The 25164-nt window shown below is 57.6% G+C and carries 23 protein-coding genes; 18 read left to right on the top strand and 5 right to left on the bottom strand.

Going from position 1 to position 25164, the window contains the following annotated elements; all coding sequences use genetic code 11:
• The first annotated feature begins 127 nt into the window (after nucleotides 1–127).
• The 9 genes from JOE29_RS01005 (at nucleotide 128) to JOE29_RS00965 (ending at nucleotide 9487) form a co-directional block, all read left to right on the top strand.
• Nucleotides 128–1183, top strand: a complete 1056-nt coding sequence (locus JOE29_RS01005) for a DUF6396 domain-containing protein (protein WP_210078715.1) — start codon at nucleotides 128–130, stop codon at nucleotides 1181–1183.
• 171 nt (nucleotides 1184–1354) lie between these two features.
• Entirely contained in the window at nucleotides 1355–2377 is a 1023-nt protein-coding gene (locus tag JOE29_RS01000; RefSeq protein WP_210078714.1) for a DUF6396 domain-containing protein, read from the top strand.
• Nucleotides 2378–3033: 656 nt separating this feature from the next.
• Nucleotides 3034–3759 (top strand): hypothetical protein, encoded by a 726-nt coding sequence (locus JOE29_RS00995; RefSeq protein WP_122578923.1) that lies wholly within the window; start codon nucleotides 3034–3036, stop codon nucleotides 3757–3759.
• Nucleotides 3760–3950: 191 nt separating this feature from the next.
• Entirely contained in the window at nucleotides 3951–5012 is a 1062-nt protein-coding gene (locus tag JOE29_RS00990; protein WP_209996841.1) for a glycosyltransferase, read from the top strand.
• A gap of 53 nt (nucleotides 5013–5065) precedes the next feature.
• Entirely contained in the window at nucleotides 5066–6058 is a 993-nt protein-coding gene (locus tag JOE29_RS00985) for a hypothetical protein (protein ID WP_122578909.1), read from the top strand.
• A complete protein-coding gene (locus tag JOE29_RS00980; RefSeq protein ID WP_122578910.1) occupies nucleotides 6055–6798 on the top strand; it encodes a hypothetical protein in 744 nt (247 codons plus the stop codon). The genes JOE29_RS00985 and JOE29_RS00980 overlap by 4 nt, the downstream gene beginning before the upstream one ends.
• Nucleotides 6795–7889, top strand: coding sequence for a hypothetical protein (locus tag JOE29_RS00975; RefSeq protein WP_122578911.1), 1095 nt, complete (start codon nucleotides 6795–6797; stop codon nucleotides 7887–7889). Before JOE29_RS00980 ends, JOE29_RS00975 begins: the two co-directional genes overlap by 4 nt.
• 34 nt (nucleotides 7890–7923) lie before the next feature.
• Nucleotides 7924–8538: a phosphatase PAP2 family protein gene (locus tag JOE29_RS00970; RefSeq protein WP_210078713.1), complete on the top strand. Its 615-nt coding sequence runs from the start codon at nucleotides 7924–7926 to the stop codon at nucleotides 8536–8538.
• 79 nt (nucleotides 8539–8617) lie between these two features.
• The gene (locus tag JOE29_RS00965) at nucleotides 8618–9487 is read left to right on the top strand and encodes a fatty acid desaturase family protein (RefSeq protein WP_245226644.1); all 870 of its coding nucleotides are present in this window, start codon (nucleotides 8618–8620) and stop codon (nucleotides 9485–9487) included.
• 74 nt (nucleotides 9488–9561) lie between these two features.
• On the opposite strand, the gene JOE29_RS00960 is transcribed toward JOE29_RS00965, so the two are convergent.
• A complete protein-coding gene (locus tag JOE29_RS00960; RefSeq protein WP_057407376.1) occupies nucleotides 9562–10887 on the bottom strand; it encodes an OprD family porin in 1326 nt (441 codons plus the stop codon).
• A 472-nt stretch (nucleotides 10888–11359) separates the two neighbouring features.
• Nucleotides 11360–11581 carry a hypothetical protein gene (locus tag JOE29_RS00955; RefSeq protein ID WP_003343801.1) on the bottom strand — a complete coding sequence of 74 codons (222 nt, stop codon included), beginning with the start codon at nucleotides 11579–11581 and terminating at the stop codon, nucleotides 11360–11362.
• Between the two features lie 218 nt (nucleotides 11582–11799).
• On the opposite strand from JOE29_RS00955, the gene JOE29_RS00950 reads away from it, so the two are divergent.
• Nucleotides 11800–12129: a DUF2790 domain-containing protein gene (locus JOE29_RS00950; RefSeq protein WP_003343803.1), complete on the top strand. Its 330-nt coding sequence runs from the start codon at nucleotides 11800–11802 to the stop codon at nucleotides 12127–12129.
• Between the two features lie 279 nt (nucleotides 12130–12408).
• Entirely contained in the window at nucleotides 12409–13668 is a 1260-nt protein-coding gene (locus JOE29_RS00945) for a sodium:proton antiporter (protein WP_103365141.1), read from the top strand.
• Here the strand turns inward: JOE29_RS00945 and JOE29_RS00940 are convergent, their stop codons facing one another.
• A complete protein-coding gene (locus tag JOE29_RS00940) occupies nucleotides 13669–14568 on the bottom strand; it encodes an AraC family transcriptional regulator (RefSeq protein ID WP_024640422.1) in 900 nt (299 codons plus the stop codon).
• 282 nt (nucleotides 14569–14850) lie between these two features.
• Here JOE29_RS00940 and JOE29_RS00935 point away from each other — a divergent pair, with 282 nt between their 5' ends.
• The 3 genes from JOE29_RS00935 (at nucleotide 14851) to JOE29_RS00925 (ending at nucleotide 17935) form a co-directional block, all read left to right on the top strand.
• Nucleotides 14851–16167 (top strand): sugar ABC transporter substrate-binding protein, encoded by a 1317-nt coding sequence (locus tag JOE29_RS00935; protein ID WP_210078711.1) that lies wholly within the window; start codon nucleotides 14851–14853, stop codon nucleotides 16165–16167.
• A 39-nt stretch (nucleotides 16168–16206) separates the two neighbouring features.
• Nucleotides 16207–16980: an L-iditol 2-dehydrogenase gene (locus JOE29_RS00930; RefSeq protein ID WP_103694738.1), complete on the top strand. Its 774-nt coding sequence runs from the start codon at nucleotides 16207–16209 to the stop codon at nucleotides 16978–16980.
• A 130-nt stretch (nucleotides 16981–17110) separates the two neighbouring features.
• Nucleotides 17111–17935 carry a DeoR/GlpR family DNA-binding transcription regulator gene (locus JOE29_RS00925; RefSeq protein WP_003383629.1) on the top strand — a complete coding sequence of 275 codons (825 nt, stop codon included), beginning with the start codon at nucleotides 17111–17113 and terminating at the stop codon, nucleotides 17933–17935.
• A gap of 99 nt (nucleotides 17936–18034) precedes the next feature.
• Here JOE29_RS00925 and typA read toward each other — a convergent pair whose 3' ends face one another.
• Together typA and thiI are read right to left on the bottom strand one after the other, a co-directional pair.
• Nucleotides 18035–19855 (bottom strand): translational GTPase TypA, encoded by a 1821-nt coding sequence (typA, locus tag JOE29_RS00920; RefSeq protein WP_003316380.1) that lies wholly within the window; start codon nucleotides 19853–19855, stop codon nucleotides 18035–18037.
• Nucleotides 19856–19997: 142 nt separating this feature from the next.
• Complete coding sequence (gene thiI, locus JOE29_RS00915; protein WP_003426934.1) at nucleotides 19998–21452, bottom strand: tRNA uracil 4-sulfurtransferase ThiI; 1455 nt, start codon at nucleotides 21450–21452, stop codon at nucleotides 19998–20000.
• 336 nt (nucleotides 21453–21788) lie between these two features.
• Between thiI and glnA the strand changes: the two genes are divergently transcribed.
• From glnA to JOE29_RS00895, 4 genes are all read left to right on the top strand, one after another.
• Nucleotides 21789–23195, top strand: coding sequence for a glutamate--ammonia ligase (gene glnA / locus JOE29_RS00910; RefSeq protein WP_003343817.1), 1407 nt, complete (start codon nucleotides 21789–21791; stop codon nucleotides 23193–23195).
• 164 nt (nucleotides 23196–23359) lie between these two features.
• Complete coding sequence (locus JOE29_RS00905; RefSeq protein WP_003420132.1) at nucleotides 23360–23917, top strand: chorismate mutase; 558 nt, start codon at nucleotides 23360–23362, stop codon at nucleotides 23915–23917.
• A 77-nt stretch (nucleotides 23918–23994) separates the two neighbouring features.
• Nucleotides 23995–24531, top strand: coding sequence for a DUF4124 domain-containing protein (locus JOE29_RS00900; protein WP_003426921.1), 537 nt, complete (start codon nucleotides 23995–23997; stop codon nucleotides 24529–24531).
• Nucleotides 24528–25160, top strand: a complete 633-nt coding sequence (locus JOE29_RS00895) for a DUF4124 domain-containing protein (RefSeq protein WP_080289330.1) — start codon at nucleotides 24528–24530, stop codon at nucleotides 25158–25160. Before JOE29_RS00900 ends, JOE29_RS00895 begins: the two co-directional genes overlap by 4 nt.
• Nucleotides 25161–25164: the final 4 nt, after the last annotated feature.

The raw sequence follows: 25164 nt of genomic DNA, 5'->3' as shown, positions 1-25164 counted from the left end.
CATGTGCCAAGCAAAGATTTACATGTGTCGACAGTGATCGGCACATGCAAATCTCTGCCCAAACTCAAACCCGACGCGCGCTCGTTGAACCTTATTATCACGACGCTACTATGACGGACCATGACTGATGCGCCTGACTTTGTTGATTTCGATCCTGCTGTTGGCCGCCTGCAGCTCCGGCAATGCCCTTACCTTACGGACAAAGGACGCGCCGCTGAGTCAGTTGAGCGAAGTCAGCACCAAACTGGCATTTAACTGCGTACACGAGAAAATCCCGCCCCCCTCGACAGAAACGGATGTGCTGTTTCAGTACGCGCGCTGGTTGCAGAAAAACAATCAGATTCAGCAGGATGAAACGGTCGATATCGAGATCGGAAGACTTTACCGCATCGCGGCAGAAAACAACCATTACAAGGCCAACGTCAATCTGCAGAACGGCGCCATGCGTGGTCAGCTTAAGCTCGCTGGGGGGGAACGACTACGCCTTAGCCAGCAGTTGATAGATGCACATGTGGCTTCGGGTTATTACATGATCGCCATTTACCTTCAGAAGGGTGCGGCTGGGCTGCAACAAGATGAAGATATGTCCCTGCGTTACTTCCGTAAAGCAGCAGATGAGGGAAGTGCGCAAGCGCAAGCATACGTTGCCGAAAAACTCGCGCCCACTGATATTGCACCGGATATTGCAAGACAAATGCGTCGCTGTGCTGCCGAGCAAGGTAACGGCAAAGCAGCCGGAGCATTAGGTGTACATTTGAAAACGGCTAAACAATATCAGGCCGCTCTTGAAGCTTTTCAGTTAGGAGTCGCAGCAGGTGACGAGAGCTCAGCGTCTTTTTTAGAGAATGGTTTTCGCGGCCCTAAGTCAGATGATCGCTTGTATTATATAGGCCAGACAGAGGACCTTGAACGAGCACAACGTTACAAGCAAATTGGCAAGGTATTGGGTAACTTATCCTACGCCAACCCAAGCGTCCCAGAAATCAACGAAATCGTTCCCCTGCCACCAGCCAAACTCCCCGCCTGGGATGGCAAGCTGAAATGGGTTGAAGAGCGTGAAGCCAACATCCCGCCGCCTAAGCCTTCTGAAGCGCTGATCGAGCAGTTGGCGAAGGCCATGATGCTTGACCCTAAAACAGGTAAGCCGTTGCCGGGCTCTCCGGTTTATAGCAAGGAAGACTGATCATAGGTTCAAGTAGCAGACCGGGTTTTGCATGTGCCGACAGTGGTCGGTGCATGCAAATCCGCACTCATATCCCACTCCGCTCCGTATGCCAGCGATGCGTTTGCTCTTTCTGAAAAATAATGTTGGGCAGCAGACGCACAACACACCCACACCGACATGGACAACGCGATGCACACCCTCATCTATTTATCGCTGGCCGTTCTTCCTGCTATAGCAATGGCCGAAAAAAACGACTCGCCTCCTGCGAGCTCGGGGGGGCGTGCTTTACAGAACAACGTCAGGTTTGAATGTCATCGTGAAGCTGACGTGCTGCCGCCGGTAAGTCAAGACGCAGATACGCTCTACCAATACGGCTTATTTCTTCAACAAGGAGAACGCCCGAGTGATATCGGTGGTGCAACACGCTACTACCGAGTTGCAGCCGCTCACGGGCACTACAAGGCTGCAACTAACTTGCAGGCATTGATCACACAAGGCCTTGCACGCTCTCCCAACGGACAAGAAGAACCCTTAGCACTGGTGGAAAAATTTATGACCTTCGGTGTTCCAGGTGCTTACTACGACATGGCACACTATCTTGAATCTGGCTATGGCGTCGAGCAAGATCAAGAAAAAGCAAATGCATATTTTCGAAAAGCAGCTGACTTAGGTAGCCCTGACGCTCAGTACTATGTAGCAACGTTACTAGGAAGATTAAAAGGTGGAGCACGAGTCATGGAGCAAATGCTGCACTGTGCTGCCTATCAAGGACATGCACAATCAGCCCGAGAGCTAGCGGCTTATCTGCGGACAGGAAAAAAGTATAAAGATGCTGTTGACGCTTATCAGCAGGCTACGAGATCAGGAAATACAATTTCAGCAAGAATGCTAAGCGAAGCATTCAAAGGAATTTTTTCACCAGACAGTTTGTTTTACATGAACTTGGAAGCAGACGAGGAAAGGTCGAAGCGATATGAGGCTATCCATAAGTTTCTAAAAGCAAATGAAGCACTAGGAGCAAAAGTTCCAGATTTAGATATTATTGCTCCCTTGCCACCAACTAAACTTCCTGCATGGGACGGCACCTTTCAATGGCAAAAAGAGCGTGACGCAAAAACCGCGCCTGACAAGCCGGACGATACACTACTGCAAAGATTAAGTAAGGAAAAAGACCTGGATCCGGCCACAGGCCTGCCTTTAACAAAAAATTGAAAGTCAGATGTCATTGATGCCTGCCGTCGTCGTTGCAGCAGGCATCAAAAAGGGCCGGACGTCGGCGATGGCTGAACGGCCAGACATGCAAAAACATGGATAACGTTATGCAGACCTTGATTCATTTTGAGCAAGCCGCTCTTGCTGCATTAGCAGTGACTTGTAAAGTCAGTCGCTCATCTGTTGGGGCTTCAAGCCTTCCATGTATTTCATCCGCGACTGATGCCACAACCGCATTGGCGAACGGTTCAGACTCGAATCGATGTATTCTGAAAGCAGGCTTTCGACCCATCAACTCTTTCAAGCACAGGCAGTCGGGGCTTACGCGCCACAATTCACTTACATCACGGACTGTATCAAACGCCTATTTGAAAATAGGCCTGAAATTTTATATTTGATGAAAGGACGCTAAAGTGAAACTAATTAACATAGCAAAGCTCACAACCGGGGCTGCGATCGCATGCATGCTGACGAGTTGCTCCGGGCAGCGATCCACCGAGGAAATCAAACCTTTTGTGATTTGCAAAGAGAGGATTGAAGGGCGTTTCAATAAGCAAGGTGGTGTAGAGGAAACGCCCGGGCCCGTTGGACGCTGCTCAACGAATCTGCGCAAAATTTCTACACATTACGTGGCGAAGGATGGAAAAATCTATTGGATGAGGCAAGAACACTCCAGAAATACACATTGCATCTCAGGAACTGGAGATGCATCGGCATTAATATATAATCTATCACCTGCCTGTCTATTTTCAAGGCCTGGGCAGTACGATGCGATAGAAGATAGATGGCTTAAATTAGTTACACACGACTCAACCGCATTTCAGTCACTGGAAGACACTGACCAGACCCTGCCCTATTGGCAACAGGACCAGCTTTCACACTATGCAAAAGATGCAAGTTCTGTTTATCACTATCAAAATAGAATAGAAGGCGCGACACCAGCCTTATTCAAAGTGTTCTTCCCATTCGGAGATGATAGAAGCTGGCACAAATATGAATTTTCAAAAAGTGATAAGGATATATTTTTAGGAGGCAAATCGATTGGCAAACTTGACCTGAGTCAGTTAGAACCTCTGAAACCCGTCAGGTGCCCAGGGCACGGCCTAATCACGTGTACTTACGCCGCTGAAATAGATGACTTACTCAATCGCGGCTGGGGAAACGGATCACTGGGAAAACTGGGAAATGATTTGATTTTTTTACGAGAGCACGGGGCTGATTACTTTCAAGGCATGGCATCGCCCGATATGTTTATGTTTGTAACAACAAAAAAAGTCTACTTATATACTCATGGGACGTTTTATGAGCTGGCAGCGAGTTCGCCGTCATCAACCAGAGTACTCGTACCTATGGATGTTGATTATTATGAAAACAATAAATGATCGCCGGCCTCCAAGCACCGCCCCCAAAGCCCCCGACAAAACTCATCATTTGAATAATCCCAAGGATCATGCTGTCATTGCCCCCAACAACACCCCCAATTTTGCGCGCCCAGCCCGACAAGTCGGACGCGCAAACACCCCCGTTTTTCCAGAGACACTCAGGCATGGATAGCAAAGAAGCGACAGTCAGGATGTCGGTGCCGCCTCTTGGCGACGGCGCCGGTCATCGTCTGGCTGGCATTGCGGCAACCACGGCGCTGGTGCTGGAGACCAATAATCTGCGTGGTGGCAGTGATGCCGTGCAGGCATTGAGCAGCCTCAAGCGGCTGGTTGCCCGGTATGCGCAGCAGAGTGTTTCGCCCCTCTCGCTGGCGCAGTGGGTCATCACCCATGACGGCCTTGATCTGCAGGCGCGTCAGGCGTTGTGTGAGCTGGCAGGGCGCACGCTGGACTTTGTCGAGATCGAAGCGCTCACCGGCTACTACGATGCGAAGAATGCAGGCTTTGATTGTGTCGATCAAACGCGCTGCCAGTACGTGGTATTTGCCGACGCCGATTGCCTGCCTTGCGCCGACTGGCTGGAACAGTTGCTTGTACCCTTTGATCAGGCCGATGCGCCGGTTGCTGTCGCTGGACGTACCAGCTATGCGCCAAGTATCGCTGGCAGTGCACTGACTGCCATTGATTTCATGTATTTCCCAAGCCCGTTGCGCAGCGGTACCACGCGCAATTTCTATGCAAACAATGTGGCCTTCCGCTGTGATGCTTTCGAGCGGCACCGCTACGAGCCCCTTGACGGCGTTTACCGGGCGCATTGTCAGGTCATGGGGCTGCGCATGCAGGCTGAGGGCGTGGCGGTGGTCTACGCACCGCATGCGCACACCGAACATCGCTTGCCCGACAGCCGGGGAGAAGTCTTGAAACTGCGCTGGTTGCGAGGCGGTGACAGCGTCGACCTCACTCCGTATCTGGTGCGTGCCTATATGCCGGACTGGCTGCAGTGGCTCGGGCGCAGCGGTCCCATCGGCCCCTTGTGTGTGATGGTCGGTCGCCTTGGCTACAGCCTGCGCGCGCTTAATCACCAGCATCTGCCACCACTGCATGGATTACGACGCCTGACTGCAATGGCTTTTGTAGTGGGTCTGTCGCTGCTGGACACCGCTGGTGCCGTCATACGCGGTTGCGGCCTATCGTTCGGTCGTGCCAGCGCACGCCATAGCGAAGCGCTCTCTTATCACCGCAATCTGGATTGACCCGCGTTATACCCCATCGTCGCACGCAGGAAGCGTGCTCACAGGAAGTCAGTATGAAATCTTTATCGATCACCTCACTTGGCTGCTACATGGTTTGCCTGGCATTGCTGGGGCTGAGTATTCAGGCGCAGGCTGCGCCTTCCGATTTCAAAGGCCGCGGAGTATTTCACTTCGCTTCGGCCAGCGGTTGCGCCACAACCGTCAGCAACGCGGACAACAACTGTAACCGCATCGCCCTGGACGTGACTGATGCCCATGCCAGCGTAGACCCTCAAACCCACACCATTGTATTCAATGCCGACGCCAGCCATGACAGCAAGACCGTGATAGGCGACGTGCTGCTGCACGGCAGTGGTCTGGCCGATGATGGCCAGCGTGTACCGCTGAGCCTGCATGTATTGCTGCGCCGCTCAGGCAAAGTGTGGTCCCCTGATACCTACGTGCATGCTCCGGTGCGTGGCAGGTTTCGTGAGATAAAACTCGACCCTTACCAGATCAGCGTCCGCGAGGAGACCGGCGAGCGAGTGCTGTTCACCGCCGAGCAGGCACGCAATGTTCTGGCACAACCGTCACTTGCCGCAAGAGTGGCCAGCTATTTCATCGAGGTTCACCCAAGCGATGTGAAAAATCCAGATGCCAACGACATCACCATTGCCTTGGGCGTCGGCAAAGTATCGAAGTCTTTGCTGCGCGCCAGCTTCACCTCGGATCAACCGGGCACCATCGAGCTTGGTTCTCTGTTGGAAACCGGCACCTGGAATGTCAAATTGCAGGCCTTGAGCGGGCAGATTCCGGTATGGGTGGTTCAGCGCCAATTGTTTGTGTTTGGCCTGGAAGACAGCCCGCTTCTTGCCGACGTGCGCAAACGTGGCTTCAAAAAGCTCGACACCCTGGAAATGGGCGCGGTAAATGGCAAGGGTTATCTGCGTTACAACGGTGCTGAAGAAAGCTTCCCGACCGCTGCGGCCTCAGGCTCGGCCTTTTTGCGCGACAGCTTCATCGGCCTGATTCTGGCCTGGCACCGTAGCCCGCAGCCTGTGCAATGAGCGTGATCGAACACAGCACCAGCGAACCCGACTTCAGTTGCCTGGCCGCGCCCGAGGTGCGAGGCCTCGGTGCATTGCAAGCGCACATGGTGGACCGGATCAAACGTGCGGCACTCAAACGCCTGCACCGCAGCCTACGCGGCGAACGCATGCTGCTGCGCATGTACCTGGCCGGTGAGGACGCTACAGAGCGCGCATTGCTGGACGAGTTGATGCCGCAGTCGCCGCCTTGGCTCGAACGGCAGGTCGAACAGCACCTGGCCGATGAGCGTCGTCACGTGGTGCTGTTCACTGACGCCTTGCACGCGATGGGCGATGACGGATCAAAGCGTCTGCCACCGGACTGGCTCAGCAGACACAAAATTCGTCGCTGGCAACATCTGGCCCGGCGGCATTCAGCGAATTTCGAGCAGGGCCTGCTGGTGCCCGCCTATGCTACCGGGCTCTGCGCAGAGCAGATGGCCCAGCGCGTGCTGGGCCGTCACTGCGCAGTCATCGGCACGGCACACAGTTTCTACCCGTTGCTGTCGAAAGTGCTGGCCGACGAGAAAGCCCACGTGCGCCTTTGCGAGAACACCTTGCGGCGTATCGTGGCACCTCATGAATGGGTGCATCTGGCGCGGTTATTGAAGGATATTCGCACTGTAGAATCCGGCTTTGGCGTGACCAGCGCTGTGGCGATGTATGTGGCTGGCTGGGTGTTTGGCGGGCTGCGCAAAGCGGGCGGCAGCGCCCAATGAGCACACGCATTCTTTATCTTGCGACTGCCGATGCACGCGGCCACCTGATGCGCGCGCAATTGCTGGTGCACGCCCTGCGCAAGACTGGAGCCGAGGTTGATGTGATGACTACCTCGGAGCAAGGGCAGCGGTTTCTGCAGAGTTTCGGAATTGAGGCCGAGATTCTCTCGCTGCACTATGCCGTGCAGTTCGATAGCGAACAGAACATGCTGCGCAAGGCCACCAACCGCAATGTCGCGCACTACCTGTTCCACCCCGGGCGCATGTTGCGTGATATCGGCCAGTTGCAACGTCGCCTGCGCGATGTCGATCTGGTGATCAACGATTCCTTTCACCCCGCGCTGCTGTACATGGGCATGCTGCCCGGCTGGCGGCGCAAGGTGGTGCATGTATATGGGGCAAGCCTGAAGGTCGCGCTGATCAATAATTTCGCGGGCATGTGGCCACGTCCGTTTGCGCGCCTGTTTGGCTGGATTGTCGACCGCCAGATAAAAGCAGCCCGCGCCTGCATCGAGCATGACTTCGCCTACGCTATCGACGACGCAGACGCCCCAAAGGTGTTTCGCTTGCCAACCCCGGTAGCCCTGGCTGCCGTAACGCCAGACCGGATCGGCGATGGCGCAGCGGTTTACCTCAACCCTCATTTCACCGAGCCAGCCCTGGCCGATGCCTTGAGCGCGGGCCTGTCCGCTGCAGGGCTGAGCAAGCACCTTGTCGGTGAAGGTTACGCCGGGCGCGATGGCTGGCTTGCCATTGATCCGGACTGGGCCAGCCGCGCGGCGCAGGCAAAACTGACCGTGTCGGCACCGGGTATGGCCGCGCTGTCGATCGCGCTGGTTTATCAACGGCCGATCATCCTTATCGTCAGCGATCAGCCCGAACAAGCCACCAATGCCGCGCGCGCAGCGCAGTTGCAGCTGTTGCACCGAGTGGTGACCTGGCGGGGCAATGCCGCTGAATTTCAATATCAGGTGGCCGATGCGGCCAGGCAACTGTGCGCGGTATCCGCACCAGGCCCTTCAGGCGCGGCAGGTCAAACGCGAGCCCAGGCGCGAATCGACGCCTGGGTCAGCCGTTTGCTCAGCTTATGAGCCCACTGCTTATGCTATCGACAAGCGAACAGCCATGAACAAGGCCTTGCAGCGCCGGAATCCAAACTACCGTCAGGTTCTGACCGCCTCGCTGGGGCTGCTACTTGGCCTGGGCATTTTCATCTGCCTGGAACGTGCCGTCACACCGCGCTACAACTGGGTAACTCCACTCGATGAATTGATCCCGTTCACCGCACACTCATGGTGGGTGTACGTGCTGTTTTTCCCTTTTGTGCTGTTTGCAGCTGCGTACGCCAGTGTCGAGCGATTCAAGGCATTCAGAACTGCAAGCGGAATCGCTTTCGGCGTGGCCTTGCTATGCTTCTGGCTGTTCCCCGAATTCATACCCAGGCCCGACACCGGATTGATCGACAATACGTTTATGCAACAACGCCTGAGCCGGCTTTGGCAGTTGGACTTGGCATCCAACGGCTGCCCCAGCCTGCATGTGGCAGTCACCTGTCTGGCGTGCCGAGCGCTTTGGGGTCAACATCTCAGAGTGGTGACGGGCATTACCGGGTTACTTATCTGCCTGTCGACCCTGACGTTGAAGCAGCACACGCTGATTGATGTCGCGGGCGGCGTGCTACTCGCTCTGGCCTGTGCCCTGGCCACCCGACAAGGAAGTAAAGCCCGTGCCCCAGCCTGAATCACGCGCCGGCAACAATCTCGCGTTAAAAGCTTTTGCACCTGCCGCCGAGTTGTATGTGCTCAAACCCTGGATCAGCATGCTGGCGCTACTGGCCGACTGGGGCCTGATCGCCCTGTCGTTCGCATGCGCCGCTCTCTGGCCACACCCCGCCACCTATCTGTTTGCAGCGCTGCTCATCGCACGCAGTCAATTGGCGCTGGCGGTGATCATGCATGAGAGCGCCCATGGCGTGCTGTTGCCTCGGCAGAAACCTAATGATGTGATCGGCCAACTGGCTGCGGCAGGCCCGCTGTTTATCTCGATGCAGACCTACCGCGCCGGACACCTGAAGCATCACCTCCATCCCATGCAGTACGATGACCCGGTAGTCGCGGTGTTCGGTCTGGGGGATTACCCACAACCAAGAGGCAAGCTGGCCACTCGATTACTGGCTGATCTGTGTGGAGTGGGATATTTCATCAGCGCATTCAGATTTGCCCGGGGGGACTATCGCGCAATCATGCCCAAGGTCGATAAATCACCTCAGCAGGCGGCTTGGGAAGTCTTTTCGATGCTGATCAGCAACGGGCTTTTGTTTGGTGTGCTCGCCTGGTCGGGGCATCCGCTGCTGTATCCGGGATTATGGTTGCTGCCTGCCGTCACCTTGCTGCCGCTGATGGGACGGATTCGAGCGATCATGGAGCACGCAGGCCTACCGGCCTGTGATGACCAGAGCCAGAACGCGCGCAGTATAGTGCGCCCGAACTGGCAGACGTTTGTATTTGGCCCGCATGCCATTCATTACCACATAGAGCATCATCTCTACGTGCGCATGCCTTTCTATCATTTGCGTCAGGCGCATCAGCAATTGACGGTGCGACGGTTACTGCCGGGCGAGAACCTATACGGCGGCTACGGCGGAGTGCTGCGCGACGTCAGCTTCCCCGCGTCCCGAAAGCGTTTGTAAGCGGATACCGTTGCCTGAATAAAAAGCGCCCCGAAGGACGCTCTGACGGATGCTGTCGAGAATGTGATGTGCGGTCAAAGCACACTCAACGGATACTCCACAATCACCCTCACCTCATCCAGATCCGATTCGAACGCCGTAGCCCGGGTCGTTGCCTGGCGCACGCGCAGCGACAGGTCTTTCAGTGATCCGGTCTGCACGATGTATTTCGCTTCGATATCGCGCTCCCAGCGTTTTTGATCGGTCAGCGGGTTGCCTTGTGCGTCGCGGCGCATGTAGGTGTTGTTGGCGTTGGAGTAGTCGGCGTCGGTGCCTTTGCCGTAGCGGGTCATGAATGACAGGCCGCGCACGCCGAAGGTGGACATGTCGAGGTTGTAGGTGACCATCCACGAGCGCTCCTTGGGTGAGTTGAAGTCGCTGTACTGGATGGAGTTGGCCAGGTAGATGGAGTCGGACTGCCTGAGGTAGTCGAAATCATCATCACCTTCGTTGCGCTGGTGCGAGAGCGACAGGGTGTGTGCGCCGTATTGCAGGGCGAGTTTTGCGCTCCAGATGTCGTTGTCGAATTCGCCGAGCAGCTTTTTGCCTTCGTCGGTGGCGTTGTAATAGTTCAGGCTGCCGGTCAGTGCGAGGTCATCGGAAAGTGGCAGCACATAAGACGCCGAGGCGTATTTCTGATCCCAGACATCTTTGAGTCGGCTGGTGTACAGGCCAAGGCTCAGCGCGTCGGTGGCCTGGTAGTCGCCGCCGAAGTAGGCGACCCATGGTGCGTCGACCGCGCCGCCGTAGAAGGTGGCGAAACCGTCGCGCAGGTTGCTGGAGACGGGCTGGCTCATGGAGTGCAGGCGACCGCCTTGCAGGGTCAGGCCGCTGATGCTGTTGTTGACGGCGGTAACGCCGCGGAAGCTCTCCGGCAGCAGGCGGGAGTCGCCGAAGGCAACCACCGGCGTGGACGGGAACACATCGCCGACGTTCACAACGGTGTCGAAAGCCCTGGCCTTCAGCGAGCCGCCAACTTTGGTGTACTCGTCCCGGGCGTTGCCTTGCTCATCGACCGGCAGTACATCGAACGCGCTGCGCCCACCGTTTCTGCCATCCCCCGTGTCGAGCTTGATGCCGATCATGGCAAATGCATCGACGCCGACGCCGAATGTGCCTTGAGTGAAACCTGACTGGAATCGACCGATGATGCCCTGCGCCCATGCTTCGGAATAGCCATTGCCGGTTGGGCTGGACTCGCCATTGCGATGGTCGCGGTTCATGTAGAAGTTACGGTTGAGTACAGTCAGCGTGCTGCCTTCGATGAAGCCTTCTTTCTGTTCTTCGGCGAGTGCGGTAATCGGCGTTACACCTGCCAGTGTCGAGCACAGGGCAAGGGACAATGTTCTGAGTTGGGTCATATGTGCTCCGATGGATCGGCAGATTGTTTTAAACGTGTCGACCTGGCTCTTTTTATAGGTACGAGAGCTGCCAGCGGGGCACCATCTTGAAGTGGCGAAGATAACGTCGAGGTGACGGCGGGATTACAAATATGAAAGGAAGTGAAGTACCGCCTGCGTTAGTTCAATACGGTGAAACAGGCATTGAACGGATACGTCTGTTTTTATTCTCGCCGAAGGCCGTAGGAGCAGGCCGGGCGACGTTTCGCTGGTTAGCGAAGATGGTGCATTTGCAGCGAGCATGCCGGCCTCTTCGCGAACAAGTTCGCTCCTACGCCCTTCGGGCAGATGCATGAAAAACGCTTATCGCCGACGTTTTTGCCGGGAATAAAAAAAGCGCCCCGAAGGACGCTTAAAGATTCGCCCCGACCAAAGGAGCAGGGAGCTGCTACAAAGGGCGAATGGGGGTGCAGCGGGTCGGGCAGCCAAGGCATCAGCCTTCGGACTTGGTCGACCGCTCAGCCTCGGCTTTCTCGTCGGCATTGACGTACCGCTCGGCTTTGCTGCTGTTCTGTTCCTTGAAACGCATCTCTTGCGCCAGGCGCATCTTGTCGGCAGCGGGGCTTGCGTACTCGTTACCGTCGTCGGCAAAGGCTGCAGTGGCGGACAAGGCAGCTACGGCGAAGACCATCGATTTGACCAGTTTCATCATCATTACCTTTCTCGGTTGAATGTCGGACCTGCGCAGCGCTCGGCGCTCGTCAGGGATGAAACAAGCTTACGGAGGGGGAGCTAACAGGAAGGTGAGCGAACAATGACAATACTGTTAGGAAGCTGACATCTTCGAGATGACCGATTTGTAATGTTTCAGCAACCTTCCGGTTAGTGCGCATTGGTTAGGGTTAAGCCACATTCAAACGGAGACAAAAGAAAATGCGCACAGCCAAATCGTTGTTACTTGCCCTGGTCATCCTTTCGCCCATCAGTGCTTTCGCCTACACCTCTGATGAGGTCAAAGCCACCACAGTGATCAAGGAGCACCAGGCCAGCGTGCAGAAGTATGCCGCCCTCCATAACAAGCCGATGCCGGAGATCAAGGAGTACACCTACGGCATGAAGCTGGACGTTGCCAAGCTGGTCCGCAAGTCCCCGGATCTGCAAACCTGTAGCGTGATGCCAAAACTGATGACCTACGAAGACTCCAAGGGCAAGCTGAACACCGTTCAGTACCAAGTCCTCAGCGGGTGCAGAAACAGCCAATGATTCTGAACCTGCCAGGAAGGCCACTCAGCGTTACATCCCCCGTCAGCCCGGACCGTCATTCGGGCTGACTTTTTTGCGTCTGCAATGCCCTCCCTCCCCCATCTCAAATCCAGCTTCGTTTGGTGATTCCCGCCTTTTTTGCAACATCACCGCCTCTGCGTGGTCAACGCAAACCCCACTGTGGCGTGTCGAGATGTGTCTGGACGTAGATCCGGTCCATCAAACACAGGCTCGGTTACGGTGATCGAGACACTGCACTTACGGATTCGGGAATGACCGATGCTTGAACTCGCTGCTGGTTTTATCTGCCTCACTGCGCTGCTGACCTACGTGAACTACCGTTTCATCGGCCTGCCGCCCACCATCGGCGTGATGGTCACCGCGCTGATGTTTTCGTTGCTTCTGCAAGGGCTGAGCTTTCTGGGCTATCCCGGCCTGGAGGATCGCGTTCAGCAATTGATCGGCCAGATCGACTTCGGCGACCTGCTGATGAACTGGATGCTGTCCTTCCTGCTGTTCGCCGGGGCGCTGCACGTCAACCTGGGCGACTTGAGAAGCTACCGTTGGCCCATCGGCCTGTTGGCGACCTTCGGCGTGCTGATTGCAACCACCGTGATCGGCGCACTGGCTTACTGGATTTTCGCCCTGTTCGGCTGGAACGTAAGCCCGTTGTACTGCCTGCTGTTTGGTGCACTGATCTCGCCTACCGATCCGATTGCGGTGCTCGGTGTGTTGCGTACGGCCAACGCCTCGAAACCGCTGAAGACCACGATCGTCGGCGAAAGCTTGTTCAACGACGGCACCGCGGTGGTGGTGTTCACCGTTCTGCTGGGTATCGCACAGCTGGGCGAGACGCCGACGGTTGGCGAAACCGCTCTGCTGTTCGTCCACGAAGCGGTGGGCGGTGTGCTGTTCGGCGGCCTGATCGGTTACGCCGTGTACCTGATGATCAAGAGCATCGAGCAGTACCAGATCGAGGTCATGCTCACGCTGGCACTGGTGATCGGCGGCTCGGCGATGGCGTCTGAACTGCATGTGTCCGGTCCTATCGCGATGGTCGTGGCCGGCCTGATCATTGGCAACCTGGGACGCAATCTAGCGATGAACGACATGACCCGTCGCTACATGGACGGTTTCTGGGAGTTGCTGGATGACATGCTCAACGCGCTGCTGTTTGCGCTGATCGGCATGGAGCTGTTGCTGTTGCCGTTCTCGTGGCAGCACCTGATTGCGGCCAGCCTGCTGGCCGTGGCGATTCTGCTGTCGCGCTTCGTCACCGTCGCCCCGGCCATCCTGTTGTTGCGTCGCTGGCGCAAGGTGCCGCACGGCACGATCCGCATCCTCACCTGGGGCGGCTTGCGCGGCGGTGTCTCGGTTGCGCTGGCGCTGGCCCTGCCGACCGGGCCGGAACGCGATCTGCTGCTTAGCATCACCTACATCGTGGTGTTGCTGTCGATCCTTCTGCAGGGCCTGACCATCGGCAAGCTGGTGAATGCCGTTACCCGCGCCCCGCAGGCGAAAGAGCCGGCAGAGCATTGATCAGACCGATGCGGCGGCGCGCCGGTATTCACTGGGCGTCTGCTGCATCTCCACACGGAAGTGCCGGTTGAAGTTGGACAGGTTGGCATAGCCGACTTCAAAGCAGATGTCCGACACCGACATCTCGCTGTGCAGCAGCAACCGGCAGGCCCGCTGGACCCGCAGTTTGCGCATCAGATCGATAAAACAATGGCCCGTGGTGCGCTTGAAGAAGCGTGAAAACCCCGGATCGCTCATGTCCAGTCGCTGCGCGATGACGGACAGGCGAATATCGCTGGTCAATTCGGTCAGCAGATAGTCGAACGCCTTGTTGATCCGTTCGGAACTGCGCGCATCCAGGGTCGGTGCATACCAGGTGCTGGCCAGCAGGCGAACCTCCTGCGCAGGCGCTTTCATCAGCGTGTTGACCAGTTGCAGGAACAGAATCAGCCGCTCCAGCCCCTGAGCCGGGCCAATCTCTTCAAGCAAGCGTGCAGCCTGCACCGCTGTCGCACCGGTGAACTCCAGGCCGCGTCGCGCCTGCTCGAACAGCCGCTGCAAGTCACCCATTTCCGGCAGCGTGCCGCGCAAGGCGAGCAACGCTGCACCGTCGAACTGCAGCACCACGTCCCGCCCGGGCAGATGCTCACCGGGGGCCAGATCGCCAATCCAGTCATGCGGCAGATCCGGACCGATCAGGGCCACATGCCCTGCTGCGAACTCACCGATGTAATCACCGGCCACCAGCTTGCCGCTGCCCTGGCGGATCAGATGAATTTCGAATTCCGGATGATGGTTCCAGCGCGCCAGTGCGTAGGGATAGTCGTGCTCGTACCAGCGAAAGCAGTGGTCGGGCTGCGGGAGGATAACCTCAAGCTCGGCAGGGCGCTGCTCGAGCAAGGCGGCTCGGCTGTCAGGCACGGGATGCCCCTTTTTATCGTTATGAATGCGCTGTGGACGCTTGAACATACGCCCTCGCGCCTAGCCAAGGCTAGCCCGCGATCAAACCGGCACTGATACTTTTTTGCTTTCGGACCGCCGGAGCGCGCTCGGTTAAAAAAGTATCAGTCGATGATCCGCGCTGCGTTTGTTCAGCCCCTTGAGGGCTGCTGTAATCGAGCTGTCCACCAGGGTGACTCAACCGTGGCCAACAACAAAAACAATGACTCCCGCCAGACAAGGCGCGGGGTGGAGAGCACTACGATGAACATTCGGAAAACGCTTTTCCTGTCCGCAGGCGTGTCCGCCGCCCTTTTCAACCTGACTGTCCAGGCCGCCGAAACCGTGACCATCGCCACGGTGAACAACGGCGACATGATCCGCATGCAGCGCCTGTCGAAAACCTTTGAGCAGCAGCATCCCGACATCAAACTCAACTGGGTAGTGCTCGAAGAAAACGTCCTGCGCCAGCGCCTGACCACCGATATCGCCACGCAGGGTGGCCAGTTCGACGTGTTGACCATCGGCACCTACGAGACCCCGCTATGGGGTGCCAAACAGTGGCTGGAGCCAGTCACCGATCTTGCGCCGGACTACGATCTGGAGGATATCTTTCCCTCCGTGCGCCAAGGCTTGTCAGTCAAGGACACGCTCTATGCCCTGCCCTTTTACGGCGAAAGCACCATCACTTATTACCGCACCGATTTGTTCAAGCAGGCTGGCTTGAGCATGCCCGAACACCCGACCTGGACGCAGCTGGGCGAATTCGCCGCGAAGCTGCATCAGCCGGACAAGGGCGTTTACGGCATGTGCCTGCGCGGCAAGGCCGGTTGGGGTGAAAACATCGCTTTGCTCAGCACCATGGCCAATGCATTCGGCGCGCGCTGGTTCGATGAGCAATGGAAACCGCAATTGACCAGCCCGGAATGGAGCAAGGCTGCGAATTTCTACGTCAACACCCTGAAAAACTATGGCCCGCCGGGCGTGTCGAGCAACGGTTTCAACGAAACCCTCGCGCTGTTCAACAGCGGCAAATGCGCGGTGTGGGTGGATGCCAGCGTGGCCGGCTCGTTCACCACCGACAAGGCGCAGAGCAAGGTTGTCGACAGCGTCGGCTTTGCACCTGCGCCGGTTGAAGTGACCGACAAGGGCTCGTCATGGCTTTACGCCTGGTCGCTGGCGATACCGACTACCTCGAAACACAAGGATGCAGCCAAGGCGTTCATCACCTGGGCAACGTCCAAGGCGTATATCCAGCTGGTCGCCGAGACAGACGGCATCAGCAACGTACCGCCTGGCACCCGCACCTCCACCTACAGCGAGGCTTACCTGAAAGCTGCGCCGTTCGCCAAGGTCACGCTGCAGATGATGCAACACGCCGACCCGGCGCACCCGTCGGCCAAACCCGTGCCCTATGTTGGTATCCAGTACGTGACCATTCCGGAGTTTCAGGCCATCGGCACCTCGGTCGGCAAGTTGTTCTCTGCTGCGGTGACCGGGCAAACCACCACTGAACAGGCGCTCACAGCCGCGCAGGCGGTGACCGAACGCGAGATGAAACGTGCCGGCTACCCGAAGTAGACCGCCAGCCCTCAACTGTATTGAACGGACGATGAACCCATGAAACGACTTGAAGGTAAAAGCGCACTGATCACCGGGTCGGCGCGAGGCATCGGCCGGGCGTTTGCGCAGGCGTACATTCACGAAGGCGCACGTGTGGCGATTGCCGATATCGACCTGCAACGCGCACAGGCAACAGCGACAGAACTGGGACCCAACGCTTATGCGGTGCGGATGGACGTCACGGATCAGTCGTCCATCGATCAGGCCATCGCCGCGGTGGTCGCTCAGGCCGGCAAGCTGGATATCCTGATCAACAACGCCGCGCTGTTCGACCTGGCACCAATCGTCGACATCACCCGCGACAGCTACGAGCGGCTGTTTTCGATCAATGTCGGCGGCACGCTGTTCACCTTGCAGGCTGCGGCGAAGCAAATGATTGCCCAGGGGCACGGCGGCAGGATCATCAATATGGCCAGCCAGGCCGGGCGCCGGGGCGAGGCGCTGGTGGCGGTGTATTGCGCGACCAAGGCTGCGGTAATCAGCCTGACCCAATCGGCCGGGCTGGACCTCATCAGGCACGGCATCAATGTCAACGCCATCGCGCCGGGTGTGGTCGATGGCGAACACTGGGACGGCGTCGATGCGCTGTTCGCCCGCCACGAAAACCGGCCGTTGGGCGAGAAGAAAAAGCTGGTGGGCGAACAAGTGCCTTTCGGGCGCATGGGCACAGCGGACGATTTGACCGGCATGGCCATTTTTCTGGCTTCAGCGGACAGCGAATACGTGGTCGCCCAGACCTATAACGTCGACGGTGGCAACTGGATGAGTTGACGTGCGACGGCGGTAAAGATGAGCCGCACCGCGCAAAAAAGCCTGCAACTGCTTCCATTGCCGAAGCGATTGGCTAAGATGCGCGGACCGTCTGCTGCCTGAGGCGGCTCATTGATGTACAGGAGTACGAATGTCCACTGAAGAGGAGATCGCCATTTCCGGCGGTACACCTATGATCCCTGATCAGCGCCGGGAGCTTATGCTGCGTCAGTTACGCAAGCATCAGGTGCTCAGCGTGCATCAGTTGATGGAGATGTTCGATTGCTCGCACATGACCATCCGCCGCGACATCGCCCTGCTGGAGCAGGAAGGTCGTGCCTACTCGGTCACCGGAGGCGTGCGCATCGCCAGCCAGGTCCACAGCGAACCCAGCCACCAGTCCAAGGCGGTGGTGGAGTTGCCGCACAAGCAGGGCATGGCGCGGCTCGCAGCGGGGTTGTTGCACCCGGACATGACGATCTATCTGGACGCAGGCACCAGCACACTCGAAATCGTCCCGCACATCATCGCGCTGTCGGGCATGACCGTGGTCACCAATGATTTCGGCGTGGTCAATGCGTTGGCCGATGCTGCGCATGTGGATGTGATTCACACCGGTGGGCTGCTCGATCATCCGAACCGCTCCAGCGTTGGCGGCCTGGCAGCGGCAACCTTGCGCCAGCTGGCGACCGATGTGGCCTTCATGTCCACCAGCTCGTGGGACCTGCAACGCGGCACCACCACACCGTCGGCGCTGAAGGTCGAGGTCAAGCAGGCTGCCATGCAGTCCGCCTCGCAAACCGTGCTGATCGCCACCAGTTCCAAATACGGCACCTTCGGCATGTACAAGGTCGCCGGGCTCGAGCAGTTCGATACCATCATCACCGACGCGGCCCTGGCCGAAGCGGCTGCCGACGGGATTCGCAAGCAGCGTATCGAGTTGCTGCTGGCGCCAGTGGGCGGCCGTCCGAAGTAACTTAAACCAGGCGAGCTGTGCCATAGGCCACAAATAGCGGGCATAAAAAAACCCGGTCTCGCGACCGGGTTTTTTGTGTCTAGCCGACTAACCGATTACTCAGTTGCCCGACTTCTTGGCAGCACGAGTACGCTCGCTTTCGCCAAGGATTTTCTTACGCAGGCGGATCGACTTTGGAGTCACTTCGCAGAGTTCGTCTTCTTGTACGAATTCCAGCGCTTGTTCCAGAGTGAAACGGATTGGCGGAACCAGAGCGATGGTTTCGTCTTTACCAGAAGCACGCATGTTGTCGAGCTTCTTGCCTTTGGTTGGGTTTACACCCAGGTCGTTGTCGCGGCTGTTGATGCCGACGATCTGACCTTCGTACACGTCTTCGCCATGACCCAGGAACAGCTTGCCACGGGCTTGCAGTGTTTCCAGGGAGTAGGTCAGCGCCTTGCCGGTAGCAACCGAAACCAGAACGCCGTTCTGACGGCCGGACATGTCGCCAGACTTCATCACGTCGTAACGGTCGAAGATGCTGGTCAGGATGCCTGCGCCGGAAGTCAGGGTCAGGAACTCGTTACGGAAACCGATCAGGCCACGTGCCGGGATGTTGTACTCGAGGCGTACACGGCCCTTGCCATCCGGAACCATGTTGGTCAGGTCGCCTTTACGGTTACCCATTTGCTCCATGATCGCGCCCTGCGCTTCTTCAGGCAGGTCGATGGTGACGTTTTCGTACGGTTCGTGCTTGACGCCGTCAACCATGCGGATGATCACTTCAGGACGACCAACACCCATTTCGAAGCCTTCGCGACGCATGGTTTCGATCAGTACCGAGAGGTGCAGCTCACCACGGCCGGAGACCTTGAACTTGTCGGCGGTGTCGCCTTCTTCAACGCGCAGAGCAACGTTGTAGAGCAGTTCCTTGTCCAGACGCTCCTTGATGTTACGGCTGGTGACGAACTTGCCTTCCTTACCGCAGAACGGCGAATCGTTAACCTGGAAGGTCATCGAAACGGTAGGTTCGTCAACGGTCAGCGGCTTCATCGCTTCGACGTTCAGTGGGTCGCACAGGGTGTCGGAGATGAACAGCTGGTCGAAGCCGCTGATGCAGACGATGTCGCCGGCAGCTGCTTCTTCAACGTCGATGCGGTGCAGACCGTGGTGACCCATCAGTTTCAGGATACGGCCGTTACGCTTCTTGCCGTTGACGTCGATGGCAACCACCGGGGTGTTCGGCTTGACGCGACCACGAGCGATACGGCCAACACCGATGACGCCCAGGAAGCTGTTGTAGTCCAGTGCGGAAATCTGCATCTGGAACGGACCGTCACGGTCAACTTTTGGCGCAGGGACGTGATCGACAATCGCCTGGTACAGCGGGGTCATGTCTTCAGCCATGTCGGTGTGTTCCAGACCGGCAATGCCGTTCAGGGCCGAGGCGTAGACGACTTTGAAGTCCAGCTGTTCTTCGGTGGCACCCAGGTTGTCGAACAGGTCGAAGATCTGGTCCAGAACCCAGTCCGGACGTGCGCCTGGACGGTCAACCTTGTTGATGACCACGATCGGACGCAGGCCGGCTTCGAAAGCCTTCTTGGTCACGAAACGGGTTTGCGGCATAGGGCCGTCCTGGGCATCGACCAGCAGCAGTACGGAGTCGACCATCGACATCACGCGCTCTACTTCACCACCGAAGTCGGCGTGGCCCGGGGTGTCCACGATGTTGATGTGGTAGCCATTCCAGTTGATCGCGGTGTTCTTCGCGAGAATGGTAATACCGCGCTCTTTTTCCTGGTCGTTGGAGTCCATCACGCGCTCATCGTTGAGCTCGCCGCGCTCCAGAGTGCCGGATTGACGCAGGAGTTTGTCTACCAGGGTGGTCTTACCATGGTCAACGTGAGCAATGATGGCGATGTTACGTAGATTTTCGATCACTTGTGTATCTCGATCAGAGGATTCGGTCTGCTGACTGGTTAAGGACAGCGATTACTATTTTGAGTCGGCAAAAGCCGTAACGGCATGACGACAGGTGTCGGGGGGCCGGTGACGCAAGCCACAGGCAAACAGCCCCGGGCACTTAGCTCGGTCGATATACGCGCACATTGGCATGTCCCTCACTGAGCAAATGGTGGGCATGCAGGCGACTCATGACGCCTTTGTCGCAATACAGCAGGTACTGGCGCGTGTCATCCAGTGCCTTGAAACGGCTGTTCAATGCGTAGAACGGCAACGTCTGTATCTCCACGCCAGGGACTTGCAGCGGCTGGTCTTCCTGGGCATCCGGGTGACGGATGTCGAGGATCACCTGACCGGCCAGCGCCTGGCTGACTTCTTCTATATCGACATTGCGGCTCAGATCGTCGATGACCCGATCAATCGAAACCAGCTTCGCGCGTTCGAGCGCCTGCTCGAGAATCGCCATGTCGAACTGTTTTTCTTCGTACTCAACGCGATTTCGCTTGGCGTTGGTCTTGGGGTTGACCGAAATCACCCCGCAATACTCAGGCATGTGCCGGGCAAAATCAGCGGTGCCGATTTCAGTCGCCAGGTCCACGATGTCCTGCTTATGGGTGGCAACCAGCGGCCGCAGGACCAGCTTGTCGGTCGCCGCGTCAATCAGCGACAGGTTGGGCAGCGTCTGGCTGGCAACCTGTGAAATCGCTTCGCCGGTGACCAGCACATCGATTTCAAGACGATCAGCCACGGCGGATGCAGCGCGTAACATCATACGCTTCAAAACTACACCCATATGACTGTTATCGACTTTCTGCAGAATTTCTCCGAGAACTTCCTCGAACGGTACGCTGACGAACAGCACGCGCTGTGAACTGCCGTACTTCTTCCAGATGAAGTGCGCGACTTCCATCACGCCCAGCTCATGGGCTCGTCCGCCCAGATTGAAGAAGCAGAAGTGCGCCATCAGGCCGCGGCGCATGATCTGGTAGGCCGCAACGGTCGAATCGAACCCGCCGGACATCAATACCAGGGTCTGCTCCAGCGCGCCCAGCGGGTAACCGCCCATGCCCTGATGTTGGTCATGAACCACAAACAACCGTTGGTCGCGAATTTCCATGCGCACGACCAGATCGGGCTTTTTCAGCTCGATTCCGGCGGCGCCGCACTGCATGCGCAGCTTGCTGCCGACGTATTTCTCGACGTCCATGGAGCTGAAGTCGTGTCGGCCGGCGCGCTTGCAACGCACTGAAAACATCTTGCCAGGCAACAGATCGGCGTAGTGCAGTTTGCACTTGGCAACCACGTCATCCAGATCGCCCAGCGGGTACTCGGCGACCTGCAGAAAGTTGGCGATGCCCGGCATGCAGCTCAGCCGTTCCCTGATGCCCTGCAGCACTTTGGGGTCGGTCAGCCGGGTTTCGACCTCAAGGTTGTCCCATACGCCACCCACGACAATGTCCGCGTCCAGTTCACGGAGCACGGTACGAATGTTCTTGCCCAGTTGCCGGATGAATTTCTTGCGCACCGGCGGGCTTTTAATGGTGATTTCTGGGAAAACTTTAACGATTAGTTTCATGGAAACGGAGCGTGAGGTGCCGACCAAAAAAGGGGGGCGCGGATTATAGCGGAAATTGCTCAAGGTTTAACCAGTTATCGTACACGCAATCAGCGACGCACCAAAAAGAGTCGGCGCACCAAATTGCAGCGCCATAAAGGTGCGCATTTTTCCCGTGTGGTGCGTTTTCGCCCCCTGAAAACCTGCGTTTGAGGCAAAAAACCCAACACGGGGCACTGGCATGCAAATTGCTCCCTTGTGAGGCAGGTTGCCTTGGCAGAGTATCTGCGCCGGCATCACCCAAATTCAAGGGACCACAACTCTATCAAGTCGGTCTCTAGCCACCCGGAGGACACCATGTCGAAGTCGGTTCAACTCATCAAAGATCATGACGTTAAATGGATTGATCTGCGCTTCACAGACACCAAGGGCAAGCAGCAGCACGTCACCATGCCTGCGCGCGATGCACTGGAAGACGATTTCTTCGAAGTCGGCAAAATGTTCGACGGTTCCTCCATCGCCGGCTGGAAAGGCATCGAAGCGTCCGACATGATTCTTCTGCCGGATGACGAAACCGCCCTGCTCGACCCGTTCACCGAAGAGCCGACCCTGGTTCTGGTGTGCGACGTGATCGAACCTTCGACCATGCAAGGCTACGACCGCGACCCGCGCGCCATTGCCCACCGTGCCGAGGAATACCTGAAGTCGACCGGTATCGGCGACACCGTATTCGTAGGTCCGGAGCCAGAGTTCTTCATCTTCGACGAAGTGAAGTTCAAGTCCGACATCTCCGGTTCCATGTTCAAGATCTTCTCCGAACAGGCTTCCTGGATGACCGACGGCGACGTCGATGGCGGCAACAAAGGCCACCGTCCGGGCGTCAAAGGTGGTTACTTCCCGCTGCCACCGGTCGACCACGACCACGAAATCCGTACCGCAATGTGCAACGCTCTGGAAGAAATGGGCCAGACCGTTGAAGTTCACCACCACGAAGTGGCGACTGCCGGCCAGAACGAAATCGGCGTGAAATTCAACACGCTGGTCAAGAAGGCTGACGAAGTTCAGACCCTCAAGTACTGCGTACACAACGTTGCCGACGCTTACGGCCGTACCGCTACTTTCATGCCCAAGCCACTGTACGGTGACAACGGCTCGGGTATGCACGTACACATGTCCATCTCCAAGGATGGCAAGAACACCTTCGCAGGCGAAGGCTATGCCGGTCTGTCCGATACCGCCCTGTACTTCATCGGCGGCATCATCAAGCACGGCAAGGCTCTGAACGGCTTCACCAACCCGTCGACCAACTCCTACAAGCGTCTGGTCCCAGGTTTCGAAGCTCCGGTCATGCTGGCCTACTCGGCGCGTAACCGCTCCGCATCGATCCGTATTCCTTACGTCAACAGCCCACGCGGCCGTCGTATCGAAGCACGCTTCCCGGATCCGGCAGCCAACCCGTACCTGGCATTCGCGGCTCTGTTGATGGCTGGCCTGGACGGCATCCAGAACAAGATCCACCCTGGCGACGCAGCTGACAAAAACCTGTATGACCTGCCGCCTGAAGAGGCCAAAGAGATCCCACAAGTTTGCGGCAGCCTGAAAGAAGCCCTGGAAGAACTGGACAAGGGCCGCGCGTTCCTGACCAAGGGCGGCGTCTTCAGCGACGACTTCATCGATGCCTACATCGAGTTGAAAAGCGAAGAAGAAATCAAGGTTCGCACCTTCGTACACCCACTGGAATACGAGCTGTACTACAGCTGCTGATCCAGCAACGCCAGCATTGTTGGCGTTACAGGAGACCTCCTTCGGGAGGTCTTTTTTTTGCCCGGATTTTACCGCGTGAACTTTTGTTCACCCTGCAACACTGGCTCTGCCCGGTCGCCTGGAGTTAAATCTGCACCTCCCAACCGAACCGAGATGGAACTGCCATGCGCCTTATTCTGGCCACTTCCCTGCTGACGATGACGTTCATGTCTACCTGTTTCGCCTTCACTGCCGAGCAGAAGCCTTCTGCACTTGAACCTCTGCTGCAAGCGATCAGCGAGCGCCTGACCATCGCCGATCAAGTTGCCCTGAGCAAGTGGGACAGCGGCAAGGCCGTCGAGGACCCGCCGCGCGAGCTGCAAGTGATCAGTGCCGCCCAAGCCCGTGCTGCCGAGTTCAAGCTCAACCCCGATGACGTTCAACGCCTGTTCCGCGCCCAGATCGAAGCCAATAAACAGGTGCAGAACGCCCTGCTCGCCCAGTGGCACGCGGCAGGTAAGGCGCCCGACACGGTCAGGCTCAGCCTGGTCGATGACATACGTCCGAAGCTGGATCGCCTGCAAACCCAGTTGCTCCAGGCCTACGCGGACTTCCAGCCACTGCGCAAGGCGGAAACCTGCCAGATACAACTGGATGCGGCGCTGAAGCGTTATCAGACCGACCCGATTCACGATCAGGCGCTGGTACTGGCCACAGCCGACCTTTGCCCTGCGAAACTCTGACACATCAGGCGGATAGCGCAGCATAGGGCGATGTGTTCTATGCTGACGGCCAATCTTGCCCCGCTGTCGAGAGTCTCATGCGTCAAAGTCTGATTTGCCTGCTGATGTTGATCAGCCTGCCCGCGCTGGCGCAGATCTATAAGTACACCGATGCGAACGGTAACACCGCGTTCAGCAACCAGCCGCCCAACGGGGCCAAGACCGAAGTGGTCGAGTTGCCGCCACTCAACAGCATCGAAACGCAGACACCTTCCCGACCGGTCGTCAACAGTGCGCCGCAGCCGACCCCTGCGGCGCCACAATCGCAGCCACAAACGACCTACGACGTGCTGGAACTGAAAGACCTGCCCAGCGACGAAGCGTTACGCGCCAACAATGGCACGTTCATCATCGGTGTGAAGATCCAGCCACGCCTGCAACCGACTCACAGCCTGCAACTGCTGCTGGACGGCAACCTGTACGGGCAGCCCTCCAACCTGCCGCGCTTTCAGGTGGTCAACGTAGATCGCGGTGAACACAGTTTCGCGGTAGTCGTGAAAGACGGCGAGCGGATCATTCAGCAGAGTGAAACCATCACCCTGACCGTACAGCGCGTACACCTCGGCAAGCCATGAGCAGACACACGATGCGCCGTCTGCTGAGCTGCCTGTTGCTGCTCTTGACGCTGCCCGCAGTGGCCGACGTCTACACCTATATCGACGCGCAGGGTAATCGGGTGTTTACCGACCAGCCGCGCAAGAACGCTACTCGCGTCGACATCGCGCCCAGCAACAACATGACCGGCACACCGCCGACCCGCACCTTGAAGGCCCACCCTGCCAAACCGGCAGTACAACCGATGTTTCATTACCAGTTGCTGAGAATTCTGGTGCCCGAACCGGACGCCACCCTGGTCAATCCCAGTGGCGACCTGATCGTTACCGTCACCAGCGAACCGGTGTTACAGGCGGGGCACAGCTACCGGCTGCTGCTGGATGGCGTTGCCGTGGGCCAGGCCGGCCGCAGTCCGGTGTTTCCGTTGAGCAATGTGGATCGCGGCACGCATCAACTGTCGGTAGAAATTTTCGACGAGCTCGGCCGTGTTCTGGAAAAAACCCCGAACCAGCCGTTTCACGTACAGCGCATTTCCCTGGCGCAAAAGCGCGCGACTCATCCCTGCAAGGAGGATGACTACGGTGTGCGGCCGGAGTGTCCGCTCAAGGACAAGCCCGAACCAAAAAGCAGCATCCTGCCCTTCTTCTGACCTC

The sequence above is a fragment of the Pseudomonas sp. PvP009 genome, assembly GCF_017832995.1.
GTDB classification, from domain to species: Bacteria; Pseudomonadota; Gammaproteobacteria; order Pseudomonadales; family Pseudomonadaceae; genus Aquipseudomonas; species Aquipseudomonas syringae.
This window is presented reverse-complemented; position numbering and strand designations above follow the sequence as displayed.